This window comes from Sphingomonas sp. FG14, assembly GCF_057809675.1.
This window is the reverse complement of the sequence record NZ_JBMDKK010000010.1, coordinates 39,973-55,600: the sequence shown is the minus strand read 5'-3', so window position 1 is coordinate 55,600 and position 15,628 is coordinate 39,973. Positions and strand designations below refer to the sequence as shown.

Annotated in this window: 13 protein-coding genes and 1 riboswitch; of the genes, 9 read left to right on the top strand and 4 right to left on the bottom strand. The window is 64.5% G+C overall.

What is annotated here, in order from left to right; all coding sequences use genetic code 11:
- Positions 1-288 precede the first annotated feature (288 nt).
- Complete coding sequence (locus ACODTA_RS21240) at positions 289-1,089, bottom strand: cold-shock protein (RefSeq protein ID WP_489068347.1); 801 nt, start codon at positions 1,087-1,089, stop codon at positions 289-291.
- 209 nt (positions 1,090-1,298) lie between these two features.
- Here ACODTA_RS21240 and ACODTA_RS21235 point away from each other — a divergent pair, with 209 nt between their 5' ends.
- From ACODTA_RS21235 to thiC, 9 genes are all read left to right on the top strand, one after another.
- On the top strand, positions 1,299-2,099 hold the full coding sequence (locus ACODTA_RS21235) for a TerC family protein (protein ID WP_489068345.1): 801 nt from the start codon (positions 1,299-1,301) through the stop codon (positions 2,097-2,099).
- A gap of 60 nt (positions 2,100-2,159) precedes the next feature.
- Complete coding sequence (locus ACODTA_RS21230; RefSeq protein WP_489068343.1) at positions 2,160-2,777, top strand: ribonuclease D; 618 nt, start codon at positions 2,160-2,162, stop codon at positions 2,775-2,777.
- Positions 2,770-3,408, top strand: coding sequence for an LPS export ABC transporter periplasmic protein LptC (gene lptC / locus ACODTA_RS21225; protein ID WP_489068341.1), 639 nt, complete (start codon positions 2,770-2,772; stop codon positions 3,406-3,408). The genes ACODTA_RS21230 and lptC overlap by 8 nt, the downstream gene beginning before the upstream one ends.
- A gap of 10 nt (positions 3,409-3,418) precedes the next feature.
- A complete protein-coding gene (locus tag ACODTA_RS21220) occupies positions 3,419-3,973 on the top strand; it encodes an LptA/OstA family protein (protein ID WP_489068339.1) in 555 nt (184 codons plus the stop codon).
- Between the two features lie 140 nt (positions 3,974-4,113).
- On the top strand, positions 4,114-4,893 hold the full coding sequence (gene lptB / locus ACODTA_RS21215; protein WP_489068337.1) for an LPS export ABC transporter ATP-binding protein: 780 nt from the start codon (positions 4,114-4,116) through the stop codon (positions 4,891-4,893).
- Between the two features lie 58 nt (positions 4,894-4,951).
- Positions 4,952-6,496: an RNA polymerase factor sigma-54 gene (gene rpoN / locus ACODTA_RS21210; protein WP_489068335.1), complete on the top strand. Its 1,545-nt coding sequence runs from the start codon at positions 4,952-4,954 to the stop codon at positions 6,494-6,496.
- 104 nt (positions 6,497-6,600) lie between these two features.
- Positions 6,601-8,682: a S46 family peptidase gene (locus ACODTA_RS21205; protein ID WP_489068333.1), complete on the top strand. Its 2,082-nt coding sequence runs from the start codon at positions 6,601-6,603 to the stop codon at positions 8,680-8,682.
- Positions 8,683-8,795: 113 nt separating this feature from the next.
- A riboswitch (TPP riboswitch) is annotated at positions 8,796-8,906 on the top strand.
- Between the two features lie 46 nt (positions 8,907-8,952).
- Positions 8,953-9,360 carry a DUF2065 domain-containing protein gene (locus tag ACODTA_RS21200; RefSeq protein ID WP_489068331.1) on the top strand — a complete coding sequence of 136 codons (408 nt, stop codon included), beginning with the start codon at positions 8,953-8,955 and terminating at the stop codon, positions 9,358-9,360.
- 17 nt (positions 9,361-9,377) lie between these two features.
- Positions 9,378-11,237, top strand: a complete 1,860-nt coding sequence (gene thiC / locus ACODTA_RS21195) for a phosphomethylpyrimidine synthase ThiC (RefSeq protein ID WP_489068329.1) — start codon at positions 9,378-9,380, stop codon at positions 11,235-11,237.
- A gap of 106 nt (positions 11,238-11,343) precedes the next feature.
- On the opposite strand, the gene ACODTA_RS21190 is transcribed toward thiC, so the two are convergent.
- The 3 genes from ACODTA_RS21190 to ACODTA_RS21180 form a co-directional block, all read right to left on the bottom strand.
- Positions 11,344-11,565 carry a DUF2061 domain-containing protein gene (locus tag ACODTA_RS21190; RefSeq protein ID WP_489068327.1) on the bottom strand — a complete coding sequence of 74 codons (222 nt, stop codon included), beginning with the start codon at positions 11,563-11,565 and terminating at the stop codon, positions 11,344-11,346.
- A 142-nt stretch (positions 11,566-11,707) separates the two neighbouring features.
- Positions 11,708-13,021 carry a metal-dependent hydrolase family protein gene (locus ACODTA_RS21185; protein ID WP_489068325.1) on the bottom strand — a complete coding sequence of 438 codons (1,314 nt, stop codon included), beginning with the start codon at positions 13,019-13,021 and terminating at the stop codon, positions 11,708-11,710.
- Positions 13,022-13,085: 64 nt separating this feature from the next.
- Positions 13,086-15,389 (bottom strand): TonB-dependent receptor, encoded by a 2,304-nt coding sequence (locus ACODTA_RS21180; protein ID WP_489068323.1) that lies wholly within the window; start codon positions 15,387-15,389, stop codon positions 13,086-13,088.
- Between the last annotated feature and the right edge of the window lie 239 nt (positions 15,390-15,628).

Below are 15,628 nucleotides of genomic sequence, written 5' to 3'. Positions count from 1 at the left end.
CGGGCTGTCCATTTTCGCGCTTCCCTTTACCGTTATCGGCGTGCAGCGGGCGGCGCGATATGGGAGTCGTGCCGCCCGCTGCAGGTATTCGTGGTCGCATCGTTTTCGCGGAAAACCGATTCCCACTTCTCCGCACGATGCTCCGGCCTAGCGCGACCCATATCTGTTCTATGTGACGAACCTCACTTGCCTGCCACCGAATTGCAAGCCGTCATGCGCGGCGACCGATACGAAAAACCCCTCCCGCACGGCGGAAGGGGTTATTTCATTAGCCGTAGCGCGAACCGGTCAGTCGTGCTTGGACTGGAGGTTGACCGCAGCGAACTTGCCGCGACGATCGACCTCGATGTCGAAATCGAGACGGTCGCCTTCGTTCAGGTTGCTCATACCCGCACGCTCGACCGCCGAGATATGGACGAACGCATCCGGCTGGCCGTCGTCACGCTGGATGAAGCCGAAGCCCTTCATTGCATTGAAGAACTTGACCGTGCCCGATGCACGCTCACCGGTCAGCTGGCGCTGCGGTCCGCCCGCACCACCGGGGCCAGCGGCGCGAGGCGCAGCAGCGCCACGATCCTGCACCGGAAGCGGCTCACCTTCGATCTTCAGATCTGTCGCCGAAATGCGACCGCCACGATCGACCAGCGTGAAGCCCAGCGGCTGGCCTTCGGCCAGGCCGGTCAGGCCGGCCTGTTCGACCGCGCTGATATGAACGAACACGTCTTCGCCGCCATCGTCACGGACGATGAAGCCGAAGCCCTTCTGACCGTTGAAGAATTTGACGATACCGGTGCCTTCGCCGATCACCTGGGCGGGCATGCCGCCGCGACCGCCGCCGCCGCCGAAGCCGCCACCGCCGCCGCGCGGGCCACCGAAGCCACCGCCGCCGCCGAAGCGATCGCCGCCACCGCCGCCGCCGCCGCCGCCGAAGCGATCACCACCACCGAAGCCGCCGCCGCCGAAGCGATCACCGCCGCCGCCAAAGCGACCGCGATCCTCGTAGCCACCGAAGCTGTCGTCGCCGAAACCGTCGCGCTTATCCCTGCCACGACCACCGCGCTCGCCGCGGCGTCCTCTATCGAAACTCATGCCCTGTTGGTCTTTCCCGGTTCGCCCCATTCTAATCAGAAGCTCGGCGCCGGGCGACGGACACAGAAATCTGGGCGCGAAAATATGACACGCCATGATTCGTCATAAAGCAAAAAACACAACACTGCGACATATTTCATCTTGCCAATGTGATAGCGTCCACATCGCCCCTTGCGGCCATCGCGCAGAGCATGCGATGGCTGGCGATCATGACCGAAATCTCAGCACTTCTCTCCGATCCGGCCGCTTGGGCAGCGCTTGTCACGCTCGTGGTGATGGAAGTGGTGCTGGGCATCGACAACCTGATCTTCATTTCGATCCTGTCGAACAAGCTGCCAGAAGCGACGCGCCAGAAAGCGCGGCGAATCGGCATCGCGCTGGCGCTGATCATGCGGCTGGCGCTGCTGTCGATGATCGCCTGGATCGTCGGGCTGACCGCTCCGGTCTTCGATCTCGGCCTGGTCGGACCGATCGGATCGCACGGCGAACCCTCGTTCGAAACGCAATTCTCGTGGCGCGACCTCATCCTGATCGCCGGCGGACTTTTCCTGCTGTGGAAGGCGACCAAGGAAATCCATCATTCGATGGATCCTGTTCCGTCTGACGACAGCGTGCTCGACAAGAAGCAGGTGGCACAGCTCACCTTCACCTCGGCGATCGTTCAGATCCTGCTGCTCGACATGGTGTTCTCGATCGATTCGATCCTCACCGCGGTCGGCATGACCGAGCATGTCCAGATCATGTATGTCGCCGTCATCTTCGCGGTCGGCGTGATGCTGCTCGCCGCCGATCCGCTGGCCGAGTTCATCAACCGCAACCCCACCGTCGTGATGCTGGCGCTCGGCTTCCTGTTGATGATCGGCGCGGTGCTGATCGCCGATGGTTTCGGCGTCCATGTGCCCAAGGGCTATATCTATGCGGCGATGGCATTCTCCGCGCTGGTCGAGACGCTTAACATCGCCGCGCGCCGCGCGCAGGCGCGAAAAGCCCGCCCCCCTGCGCAGGACTGATCGGCGCACGCCTTATCAAGGCCGATTGAGCCGCCGCGCGGAAACGCGTAAGGCCGCGCCATGACTGTGCATTTCCACGAAGAAGACCTGCCCGCCGGCGTGCTGGCAGACGGCCCCGTCGCGGTCGATACGGAAACGATGGGCCTGATCACGCCGCGCGACCGGCTGTGCCTGTTGCAGATCTCAGATGGCGGCGGTGACGAGCATCTCGTCCGATTCGCGCCGGGCAGCGATTATGCCGCGCCGAATCTTCGCGCGGTGCTTGCCGATCCGGCGCGGCTCAAGCTTTATCATTTCGCGCGTTTCGACCTGGCGGCGATCCAGCACTATCTGCATGTCGTCGCGGCACCGGTCTATTGCACCAAGACCGCGTCGCGGCTGATACGCACCTATACCGACCGCCACGGGCTGAAGGAGCTGGTCAAGGAGATCCTCCAGACCGACATCTCGAAGCAGCAGCAAAGCTCCGACTGGGGCGGCCCCGAACTCAACGACGCCCAGCGCGACTATGCGGCGTCCGACGTCCGGTATCTGCACCGGCTGAAGGCGGAGCTCGACATCCGGCTCGCGCGCGAGGGCCGCACCGCGCTGGCGCAGGCCTGTTTCGACTTCCTGCCGCACCGGGCCGCCCTCGACCTGGAGGGCTGGCCCGAGATCGACATCTTCGCCCATGTCTGAAATCGCCGATCGCGTCCGCGGACAACGCCAGATTTGGGCGGCGCCCGGCGGATCGCATGATCGGCTGATCGGTTTCCTCGGCTGGCTGCTGCCCAGCGCGATCGGTGTGCTCGCGGCGTTCCTGGCGATCGCTCCGCTCGCCGTGCGCGGCGACATCAGCTTCGTGCTGGCCAAGGACAAGGTGGAGATCGCCAAGGAGCGGATGCGGGTGACCCAGGCCACATATCGCGGCGAGGACAGCAAGGGGCAGCCTTTCTCCCTCACCGCCGGTTCGGCCGTGCAGAAGACCTCGCGCGATCCGGTGGTGAACTTGTCCAGGCTATCGGCATCGATCAAGCTTCCCGACGGGCCGGCCACCTTCAACGCCGATCAGGGCCGATACGACATGAATCGCGAGACAGTGGCGGTCGACGGCCCGGTGCATTTCGCGGCGGCCGACGGATATCAGCTTGAAACCTCCAACGTCGCGGTCGATCTGAAGAGCCGGCAGGTGACGAGCACCGGCCCGGTGGAGGGCAAGATGCGGCTCGGCACCTTCCAGGCCGGACAGTTGCGCGCCGATCTGCCCAACCGCACCGTCACGCTCGACGGCCGCGTGCGGATGCGGATCGTGCAGGGAGGGGTGAAATAGGATGAAGACCATGCGCACCATTTTCCTTGGCACGCTGGCGGCCACCGCGATCGCCGCCGCGACCTTCGGCGGGCCGGCGATCGGCCAGGCGCTGCGCAACCACAATGCCAGTGGCCCGGTCGACGTAGAGGCCGATCGCATCGAAGTGCAGGACCGGTCCGATCGGGCGGTGTTTTCGGGCAATGTCCGCGTTCGTCAGGGCGGGATGACGCTCGACGCTGCGCGGCTGACCGTCGCTTATGCCAATAGCGGCGGCGGAAGCGGAAGCGGCGTCGATATCCAGCGGCTCGATGCATCGGGTGGCGTGACGGTGCGCACCGCGAGCGAAACCGCGCGCGGCAGCGTCGCCATCTACGACCTCAACCGGCGGCTGATCACCATGGTCGGCGGCGTCACGCTGGAACAGGGCGCCAACCGGGTGAATGGCGGCCGGCTGGTCATCGACCTCAACAGCGGGCGCTCGGTGATCGACGGCAGCGCGGTGGGCGGCGGCGGCAATGCGACGAGCGGCGCCGGCGGACGCGTGACCGGCCGTTTCACCGTGCCGGAACGCAAGACGAACTGAGCCCTTTCGCCGGTTCGACGGCAAAGCACGACAAATTTAGTCATGCATGAATCTTGCCAATTGGCGAGGACGTCGCATCTTGGTAACTCTCCGCGCGCATTGAAGCGGATCAGGTTCTGGGTTTGCCGGAAGGAACGGGCATGGACGACGCAGCGACGATGGAATCGCCGATGACCGCGGAGGCCGCGCGCGCGGTCACCAACGGCCTTGCGGTGGTTTCGATCGCCAAGGCCTATGACAAGCGCAGTGTTCTTTCCGACGTGTCGCTTTCGGTCGCGCGCGGTGAAGTGGTCGGCCTGCTTGGTCCCAACGGCGCGGGCAAGACGACCTGCTTCTATTCGATCATGGGGCTGGTGAAGCCCGACAGCGGCCGCATCCTGCTCGACGGCGACGACATTACCGGCCTGCCCATGTATCGCCGTGCGATCCTGGGCCTCGGCTATCTGCCACAGGAAACGTCGATCTTCCGTGGGCTCACTGTCTCGCAGAATATCATGGCGGTGCTCGAACTCGCCGAGCCCGACAAATCCGCACGCGGCGGACGGCTGGACCAGCTTCTCGACGAATTCGGCCTGCAGCGGCTGCGCGACGCCCCCGCGATGGCGCTTTCGGGCGGCGAGCGGCGGCGCTGCGAGATCGCGCGCGCGCTGGCCGCCAGTCCATCGATCATGCTGCTCGACGAGCCGTTCGCGGGCATCGATCCCATCTCGATCGCCGATATCCGCGATCTGGTGAAGGATCTGAAAAGCCGCGATATCGGCGTGCTCATCACCGATCACAATGTTCGCGAGACGCTCGACATCGTCGATCGCGCCTGCATCATCTATGATGGGCGCGTGCTGTTCGCTGGCTCTCCGGAAGCGCTGGTCGCCGACGAGAATGTCCGGCGTCTCTATCTGGGCGAAGGTTTCGCCCTATGAGCCCCTCCCTGTGAGCCTCCCCCTGTGAGCCTCCTCTTGTGAACCACGCCTGCTAGCCATGGCGCTCGGCCCCCGCCTCGACCTCCGCCAGAGCCAGTCCCTGGTGATGACGCCGCAGCTTCAACAGGCGATCCGCCTGCTGGCGCTGTCGAACCTGGAGATCGAGACCTTCATCGCCGAGGAGATCGAGAAGAACCCGCTGCTCGAAAGTGGGCCGGCAGGCGACGACGATCGCGCCTCGCCCGACGCTGCATCGTCGGACGATGGCGGCGACTATGACGGTGACGGCGATTCGGGCGGCGACGATTTCGGCGACGAACCGATCACCGCCGACCGGCTGATCGAAACCGGCGACGCCGGCGCCGACGCGCCGCTGGACGTCGACTATGGCGCGGAAACCTTCCATCACGACAGCGCTGCCGACAGCAGCCTCGACGGTGGATTGGGGCTGACCGGCGCGAGCGGTGCCGGGTTCGGCGAGGACGGGCCGGACTTCGACGCGATGGCGGCGGATGCGCCCTCGCTCGTCGATCATCTGCTCGCACAGGCCGGCGCCTGCCTGTCCGGCCAGGATCATTTCATCGCGACGCATCTGATCGACCTGATCGACGAGGCCGGCTATCTGACCGCCAGTCCGCTCGACGTCGCGCAGCGACTTGGCATCGCGCTCCACCATGTCGAGCATGTGCTGTCCATCATCCAGACCTTCGACCCCACCGGCGTCGGCGCGCGCAGCCTGTCCGAATGCCTGGCATTGCAGGCGAAGGAGGCCGATCGCTACGATCCGTGCATGGAAAGGCTGATTGCCAATCTCGACATGCTGGCGTCGGGCCGCATCGCTCAGCTCCAGCGCATGTGCGGCGTCGATGACGAGGACATGGCGGATATGATCCGCGAGCTCAGGGGTTACGATCCCAAGCCCGGCCTGCGCTTCGGCGGCGAGCGCGTGCAGGCCGTGACGCCCGACATCTTCGTGGCGCGGCGCGGCGCCGGCTGGGCGGTCGAGATCAACGGCGCGACGCTGCCCCGGCTACTGGTCAACCGCCGCTATTATGCTGAACTGGCCGGCGGGCGGCAGGACAAGGGATCGAAGGCCTGGCTGTCCGAATGCCTGGCCAGCGCCAATTGGCTGGTCAAGGCGCTCGACCAGCGCCAGCGCACGATCCTGAAAGTCGCGACCGAACTGGTGAAGCAGCAGCACGATTTCTTCACCCATGGCGTCGCGCATCTGAAGCCGCTGACGCTGCGCATGGTCGCCGACGCGATCGGCATGCACGAATCGACGGTGAGTCGCGTCACGAGCAACAAATATCTGAGCTGCGCGCGGGGTATGTTCGAGCTCAAATATTTCTTCACCAGCGCGATCCAGTCGGCCGATGGCGGCGACGCGGTCTCCGCCGAAGCGGTGAAGAGCCATATCAAGTCGCTGATCGCCGCGGAGGATTCGGGAAAGATCCTGTCCGACGACACATTGGTCGACCTGCTGCGCGAAAAGGGGTTCGATATCGCGCGCCGCACCGTCGCGAAATATCGCGAGGCGATGGGCATCGGCAGTTCGGTGCAGCGGCGCCGGCAAAAGGCATTGCAGGGCAAGGCGGCCTAGCCGCTTCGGATTCGCCCGCGCCCTGCCAGGCCCGTGCCCCTTCCAACCATTGCCGGGCTGTGCTTCACTCGCCCCCATATCGATCTTTCCGAGAAGGCCTTCCCATGACAATTCGCCAGACCGTGTTCTGCGGTGCCGCCTTCGGCATCGCGGGGCTTGCCCTGTCCGCCGTCCCCGCATCGGCCGAGGAAGGCATGTGGACCTTCGACGCCTTTCCCACCGCCAGGGTGCGCAAGGATCTGGGTTGGGCGCCCGACAAGGCATGGCTCGACACCGTCCGCGCGTCGGCGGTGCGGCTGACCGGCGGCTGTTCGGCCTCAGTGGTCTCGCCGCAGGGCCTGGTGTTGACCAACCATCATTGCGTGATCGCCTGCGTCCAGGATCTGTCGACCGACAAGACCGACTATGTCCAGGCCGGCTTCACCGCGCGATCCCCGGAGGATGAGCGCAAATGCCCCGGCCAGCAGGCGGAAATCGTGACCGCGATCACCGACGTGACGCCGCAGGTGAAGGCCGCGATCGGCAACGCGACCGGCGAGGCGCTCGTCCGCGCGGAGATCGCCGCGATCGCGCGCATCGAGAGCGGCAACTGCACGGACGGCGCCACCCAGCGCTGCCAGGTGATCAAGCTGTATGGCGGCGGCCAGTACAAGCTGTACCGCTATCGCAAATATAGCGACGTCCGGCTGGTCTTCGCGCCCGAGTTCAAGGCGGCGTTTTTCGGCGGCGATCCCGACAATTTCAATTTCCCGCGCTATGCGCTTGATGTCGGCTTCCTGCGCCTCTACGAAAACGGCCGGTCGATCGCGGCGGAGAACCATCTGCGCTGGAATCCGGCGGCACCGAAAGAGGGTGATGCCACGTTCGTCGTCGGCAACCCCGGCAGCACGCAACGGCTGTTCACCCAGGATCAGTTCGCGCTGCGCCGCGACGTGATCTTCCCGCTCACCGTGCCGCTGATGTCCGAATATCGCGGCCGGCTGATCGCGGCGATGGCGGGTGACAAGGAACGCACGCGGACCGGCGCCGACACGCTTTTCGGCATCGAGAACAGCTACAAGGTGTATGTCGGTCAGTGGCAGGCGCTGCGCGATCCCGGCTTTTCCAGCACGCTCGCCATCAACGAGGCGAAGCTTCGCGCCGCTGTCGCCAAGGACGCCAAGCTGCGCGGGCGGATCGGCGACCCTTGGGCGAATGTGGCCAGGGCCGATGCCGCCTATCGCGACTTTTATGCCGATTTCTATCTGCTCGAAGCCAATGCCGGCTATGGATCGACATTGTACGGCTACGCCGAAGCGCTGGTCCGCGCCGCGACCGAGCGCGAAAAACCCGATGCCCAGCGACTGCCGGGCTATTCCAGTTCGCGTCTGGCCTTGCTCGAAAAGGAACTGACCGACGAAAAGCCCGTCTATCCGTGGCTGGAGAAGCTGACGCTGTCCTTCTGGCTTTCCAAGACGCGCGAGATCCTGACCGTCGACAATGCCGATGTGAAGCGCATGCTGGGCAAGGAATCGCCCGAGGCGCTCGCCGAAAGGCTGGTGGGCGGCAGCCGCCTTGCCGACCCCAAGGTCCGCAAGCGGCTGTTCGATGGCGGCATGGCCGCGATCCGGGCGTCGGACGATCCGCTGATCCGCTTCTTCCTGATCAACGACGAGCGCGGCCGCGCGCTTTCCCGCCGCTACGACCGCGAGGTCGGCGGGCAGATCACCGCCGCCCAGGCGAAGCTCGCCACCGCGCGGTTCGCCGTCCATGGCGACAGCATCTATCCGGACGCCACCTTCTCGCTGCGCATCTCCTATGGCCGGGTGAAGGGCTGGACCTATCGTGGCACGACGGTGCCGCCATTCACATATATTGGCGGGCTCTACGACCGCGCGACCGGCGCCGAACCGTTCGAGGCCGCTCCCAAATGGCTGGCGGCGCAAGGCCGCATCGCGAAAGACACCGTCTATGACTATGTCACGACCAACGACATCATCGGCGGCAATTCGGGATCGCCGGTGATCGCCCGCGACGGATCGGTGATCGGTGCGGCGTTCGACGGCAATATCCATTCGATCGGCGGCAGCTATGGCTATGACGCCGCGCTCAACCGCACGGTCGTGGTTTCGAGCGCCGCGATCACCGAAGCGCTGAAGACGGTCTACGACGCCGGTTCGCTGCTGAAGGAACTGAGCGGAGGCTAGAGCATTTTCGAGTTGACCGTTTACCGTCGACAACTCGGAAAATGCGACCGCAACTCTAGCGCCAGGGTGGGGCGAATATCCCGCTTTCACCCGCAAGACATTGCGTCTAGGATGCACGCTCCCCGGGGGACCCTGCGTACAGGGTTGAGAGGCGGCTGATACGGCCGCGACCCGCCGAACCTGATCCGGTTGACACCGGCGGAGGGAGGGAGCGGTTTTCCGATCGGAATCCGTGGCCTTGCTCCGATAACGAGCGAAGGAGCGAGACCGATGGAGACCTTGTCCGTCATCACCCTGCACCTTGCCGTCATGATCGGGCTCGTGTGCCTGGCGACCGGCCTGGGCGGCTTGGCCAGTCCCAATCGCTGGCCGGACATGATCGACGAATTCGCGGCTTCGCCCGGGCTGATGCTGGCGATCGCATTCGTCGGTGTCGTCTTCGGCCTGATCATCATCCTCGCCCATCCCTATTGGGGCGATCCGCTGGCCGTGGCGGTATCGCTGATCGGCTGGGCATCGTTCGTCGAAGGGCTGGCTCTGCTGGCCATTCCCGGCGCCTATCTGGGCATGATCCGCCCCGCACTCCGCTTCGCCAGGGCCTGGTCGATCTTCGCGATCGTCCTTGGCCTGATCCTTGTCGTCGCCGGCCTTACCGGCCGCGCTTCTCCCCTCTCCTGACCCCCGAAAGGCTTGATATGGCAGATATACCCGCCCGCACCGAATTGAAGGTGACCACCGGCCCGATCCGTGGCAGCCGCAAGATCCATGTCGGCCCGCTGCGCGTCGCCATGCGCGAGATCGACCTGGAGCCAAGCTCGGGCGAACCGCCGCTCCGCGTCTACGACTGTTCGGGCCCCTATACCGATCCCAATGCGCAGATCGACATCATGGCAGGGCTGCCCGAGCTGCGCCGCGACTGGATCCGCGGCCGCGGCGATGTGGAAGAAATTCTCCAGCGCGAAGTGAAGCCGGAAGACAACGGCATGTCCGGCCCCGATCGTTCGGGCGGCGTCCAGCCCTTCCCCCATGTCCGCCGCAAGGTGCTGCGCGCCACCCCCGGCACCAATGTCAGCCAGATGCATTATGCGCGGCGCGGCATCATCACGCCCGAGATGGAATATGTCGCGATCCGCGAGAATATGGGCCGCGCCCAGCTCAAGGAGCATATCCGCGACGGCAATGATTTCGGCGCATCGATACCCGATTTCGTGACGCCGGAGTTCGTTCGCGACGAGGTGGCGCGCGGCCGCGCGATCATCCCGTCGAACATCAACCACCCCGAATCCGAACCGATGGCGATCGGCCGCAACTTCCTGGTCAAGATCAATGCCAATATCGGCAACAGCGCGGTCGCGTCGGACGTGGCGAGCGAAGTCGACAAGATGGTCTGGTCGATACGCTGGGGCGCGGACACGGTGATGGACCTTTCCACCGGCCGCAACATCCACGACACGCGCGAATGGATCCTGCGTAACTCGCCGGTGCCGATCGGCACGGTGCCGATCTATCAGGCGCTGGAAAAGGTGGGCGGCATCGCAGAGGACCTGACCTGGGAAATCTTCCGCGACACGCTGATCGAGCAGGCCGAACAGGGCGTCGATTATTTCACCATCCATGCCGGCGTGCGCCTGCCCTATATCCCGATGACCGCGAAGCGCGTCACCGGGATCGTCAGCCGCGGCGGATCGATCATGGCGAAATGGTGCCTCAGCCATCACCGCGAGAGCTTCCTCTACGAACGCTTCGAAGAGATTTGCGAGATCATGAAGGCCTATGACGTCGCCTTCTCGCTCGGCGACGGCCTGCGCCCGGGCAGCATCGCCGACGCCAATGACGAAGCGCAGTTCAGCGAGCTCGCGACCCTGGGCGAGCTGACCCAGATCGCATGGAAGCACGACATCCAGGTGATGATCGAAGGCCCCGGCCATGTGCCGATGCACAAGATCAAGGCCAATATGGACAAGCAGCTCGAGGCATGCGGCGAGGCCCCCTTCTACACGCTTGGGCCGCTCACCACCGATATCGCGCCGGGATACGACCATATCACCAGCGCGATCGGCGCGGCGATGATCGGCTGGTTCGGCACGGCGATGCTCTGCTACGTCACCCCCAAGGAGCATCTGGGGCTGCCCGATCGCGACGACGTGAAGGTGGGCGTGGTGACGTACAAGCTCGCCGCCCACGCCGCCGATCTCGCCAAGGGACATCCCGCCGCCAAGCTGCGCGATGATGCGCTGAGCCGCGCCCGCTTCGAATTCCGCTGGCGCGACCAGTTCAACCTCTCGCTCGATCCGGACACGGCCGAGCAGTATCACGACCAGACGTTGCCCGCCGAGGGCGCCAAGACCGCGCATTTCTGTTCGATGTGCGGCCCGAAATTCTGCTCGATGAAGATCACGCAGGAAGTGCGCGACTTCGCGGCGAAGCAGAATACAGGCGCCGAGAACTTCCTTGCCGCGACGCCGATCGCCGAGGCTGACGCCGAAGCCGGCATGGCCGAGATGAGCGAGAAGTTCAAGGAACAGGGCGGGGAGATCTACCTGCCGGCGGAGTGATCCTTGAATGTCATTCCCGTGCATGCGGGAATCCAGGCGATGTCGATCCTAGCGCTCTACGTCACTGGATTCCCGCGTGCGCGGGAATGACAAGAATTGAACGCCTTCACGCCAGCGCCAGCGCCAGCGCCGGCTCGACCGCACGGCGCTGACCCACGCGCTTCCACGCCTTTTCGTGGAAGAAGAAGGCGACGGCGTTGATGCAAGGTTCGATCAGCGCGATGCCGCCCGCGATGGCGAGCGAACCGGTCAGCACATAGGCGACCGAAAAGCCGATCGTGAGATGCAGCGCGAGATAGGTGAGCGTCTTGGCGAGATCGCTGGGCATGACCGGGCTTCCATGATGTTCGAAGCCCAAAGATAAGAATCGATCGCAATAAGCGCAAATCGGTTTTCTGGATTACATTGATCGATCGGCATCACGGGAACCATGGGGGCAGCCGGTGCATTCACGGCTGCCCGCAGGAGAGTCATTTATCGGCGCTGCCCCAGGGCTTCACGACCGCACCACCCTTCATCACGAAACGGACACGTTCCAGTTCGGTGACGTCGGACAGCGGATTGCCCGAGACGGCAATAATATCGGCGAAACGCCCGGCCTGCACCGAACCGACATCAGCGGGCGCGCCAAGCAGTTCGGCGGCATTCACCGTGGCGGCGCGGATCGCGTCCATCGGCGTCATGCCCGCGCTGACCATCAGCGCGAATTCCTGGCCGTTGGTGCCGTGCGGCGCCATGCCCTGATCGGTGCCGAACGCGATCTTCACGCCGGCACGATATGCGGCACCGAGATTGCGGATGGTGATCGGGCCAACCTCGAGCGCTTTCTTGGCAGACGAGGGCGGCAACGAGTCGGGACGCGCCTTGGCGATCTTCACGACAGTGTCGGCCACCAGCAGGGTCGGCACCAGCCAGGTGCCGTGTTCCTTCATCACCTTGTATGCGGCGGCATCGCCGAACGAGCCATGTTCGATCGAATCGACGCCAAGCGCGGACGCGCGGACGATGGCGTCCTGTCCGTGCGCATGCGCGGCGACACGCATGCCGAGCCGATGGGCGGTATCGACCACAGCCTTGATCTCTGCATCGGTCATCAGCGTTGCGTTGGGATCGTCGCCGATGCTCAGCACCCCGCCGCTGGGCATGATCTTGATCAGGTTCACGCCGTCACGGTGCATCTGGCGGACGATGCGGACGGCATCGTCGGGACCATCGACCACCTGATTCTCCGCATGGAGATCGAGATCCGTTCGGATGCCGTTCTGAGGATCGCCATGGCCGCCGCTGGGGCCGAGCGGATGGCCCGAGACCCAGAGGCGCGGCCCGGCGATCGCGCCGTTGGCGATTGCGCGCTTCAATGCGACGACGACGCCGGTGTCACCACCCACGTCGCGCACCGAGGTGAAGCCCGCATCGAGCGTCCGCCGCGCATAGGCGACCGACTGGTAGGCGGTGTCGATCTCGCTGGTGGTGAAGCGTTCGGCGATCGGATTCCGGCCGCTATATTGACCAGTGATGTGATCGTGCATGTCGATCAGGCCCGGCAGCACGGTCGCGGAGGACAGGTCGACAACCTCAGCGCCTGCCGGCGTGACGAAGCCCGCCTGCACGTCGACGATGCGATCGTCCTTGACGACGATCGAGACCTTCTCGCGCGGTTGCGCCGATACGCCGTCGATCAGGCGGCCAGCATGGATGACGACATCGCGCGCAAATGCCGGAGCAGTGGCCGCACACAGCGCGAGCGCCGCGACGCCGAGCCGGAAGGTCTTGGAAATGGTCATGGGAACTCCAGGAAACGGGGGCATCCGAAGATGCCCCCCTTATTCACTATTCAATCGCCGAGGATCAGAAGCGGGTACGGAAATTCGCCCCGATCGTGCGCGGCGTCGCGCTGTTGACCAATGTCCGGCTGACCGCGATCGCGCTCGACGTGGCGCGGGTGATCGCCGTGCTGTCGAACAAATTGGTCACGAACAGATAGGCGCCCCAGCGATTGTCCGGCCCCTCGACGCCCAGGCGCAGATTGGCGAGCTGATAATTGTCGATATAGCGCGTGAAGTTGACGGTGGGCTGGCCGCTCGGGCGGAAGTCCGAATAGGATCCGCCGACGGTGTTGGCGTCTATCCGCGCGAAGCCCGACAGCGTGTCGCTGAGCGCCCATTGATATTGCGCGGCGATGCCCGCCGAGAATTTGGGCACATAAGGAATGCGATCGCCCTTCAGACCCGGTGCGCTGACATTGGCATTGGCCTGGTTCTCGCGCAGCTTGGCATCGATATAGGATGCGTTGCCTGTGATCGAGAAGCCCTCGGCCGGCCGGATCGTCGCCTCGACCTCAAGCCCGCGCACCCGCGCCTTGCCGGCATTGGTGATGAACGCGAACGCGCCATTGGGCGTACGCCCGGTGATCTGCATGTCGCTCCAGTCGATCTGGAACACGTCGATATTCAGGAACAGGCGCCGGTCGAACAAGGTGTTCTTCAGGCCGATCTCGTAGTTCCACAGACTGTCCGACGTATAGGGCGTCAGTTCCTGCGCCAGGCCGATGACCTGGTTGGCGCCGCCCGGGCGGAAGCCTTGCGCGGCTTCGGCATAGAGCATCACCTCGGGCGTGATCTTGTACGATGCGTTGAACTTGAACGCCGTGCCGTCTTCGGACGAGTCGACGAAGGAGAGCGGACGGACCACCGCGCCGACCAGGATCGATCCGATCGTCGTCTGGCCGCTGATGTCCTTGTCGTACTTGAAGTAGCGCGCGCCGGCGGTCAGGTTCAGCTTGTCGGTCACGTCGTACGAAAATTCTCCGAACACGGCGACCTGACGAAGACTGTCGTCGATGAAGCGGATCGTCGCGATCTGCTGCGGCTCGATGACCCGCCCGGTGACCGGATCGGTATTGACCTGCGGATTGGCCACATGAGTGTCGCGATCCGAGAAGAAACCGCCGACCGTCCAGTTGAACGGGCCGCTGCCATCGGAACTGAGGCGCAGTTCCGCGGTCCAGCTCGACATCGTTTGTTGCGGATAGAGCGCCGAGCTCGATTGTGAATCGACCAACGCATAATAGTTGGCGAGTTGTGTGGGGGTGCAGGCGGCGCCGCCGCCGACACGCCCTGCGCAGCCCGCCGCCGTCCGCGTCGAGCGGATGAAGCGCGACACGTCGGACACCGAATCGAGATCGCGTTCGAGATAGGAGACGATGCCCGTCAGCGTCACGCCGCCGAAATCGTAGTTCGCGGTCAAGCTGTAGAGTTCGAGATCGTCGCGGACAGGCTGGCGCGTCAGTGCGTCCGACTTGAATTTGCCGGAGCTCAACGTCCAGGCATTCGTGTCGGTGCGCGAGCGGTTGATATAGGCGGCCGCGTCGATCGTCAGATCCTCGGTCGGCTGCAGGCGGACGAGCAGGCGGCCGCCATAGCTTTTCTGGTCGTTGATGTTCTTGATGTTGAGCGTGGTGTTATCGATGAAGCCTTCCGCGTTGCGGTAGAAACCGACCGCACGCACCGCGATCTTGTCGTCGACGACAGGCAGATTGACCATCGCGCTGCCTTCGTAGTTCACGCCGCCGCCGCGCGTACCCGACACGCTGACATCGGCCGCGACCTCGGTGTCGAATTTGGGCTTTTCGTAGATCACGCGCAGCGTGCCGCCCATCGATCCCGAGCCGTAAAGCGTGCCCTGCGGACCGCGCAGAACCTCGACGCGCTCGACATCGAACAGGCGCAGTTCAGGGGTCGATCCACCCGCGTCGTTGCCGGCGCCGATCGCGCCGGTGACGGGGGTTTCGTCATAATAGGTGCCGACCGTCGGCTCGCCAGCGGCCTGGATGCCGCGGATGACGACGCGGCGGCTCGACGGACCACCATCGACGAAGGTCAGGCTGGGCACCGACGCGTTCAGATCGGCGATGCTCTGCACGCCCGAATTCGCGATCGTATCGCCCGTCACCGCGGAGATCGAGATCGGCGTTTCCTGGAGATTGGTGCTGCGCTTCAACGCGGTGACGACGATCTCGTCCTCATAGCCGGTGGTCGCGGTCGCCGTTTCCTGCGCGAAAGCAGTTCCGCTCGCGCCCGCCATCGCCGTGGCGGCGAGCAGCATCACCCGCTGGCGATCGACACGCAGCGATTTCAATCCGAGACGCACCATTTCTCTTCTCCCTGTTACCCCAATCTTGCGACGGCGGATCGATCCGCCGCCCTTGTTCAGCAGAGACCGGCACGGCTTCGCGCATCGGAGGCGACAGCCCCCAATGGCTCATGATCCGAAACTGCCTGGATTCCCCTTCCGCCGACGACTGCCCAATTCGGACGCCCCATATTGTTTCGACCGAAGACGATGTTCGACCCAGCGCGCCCACGCCCCTGCTGCATCGAAACGTGTCGCAG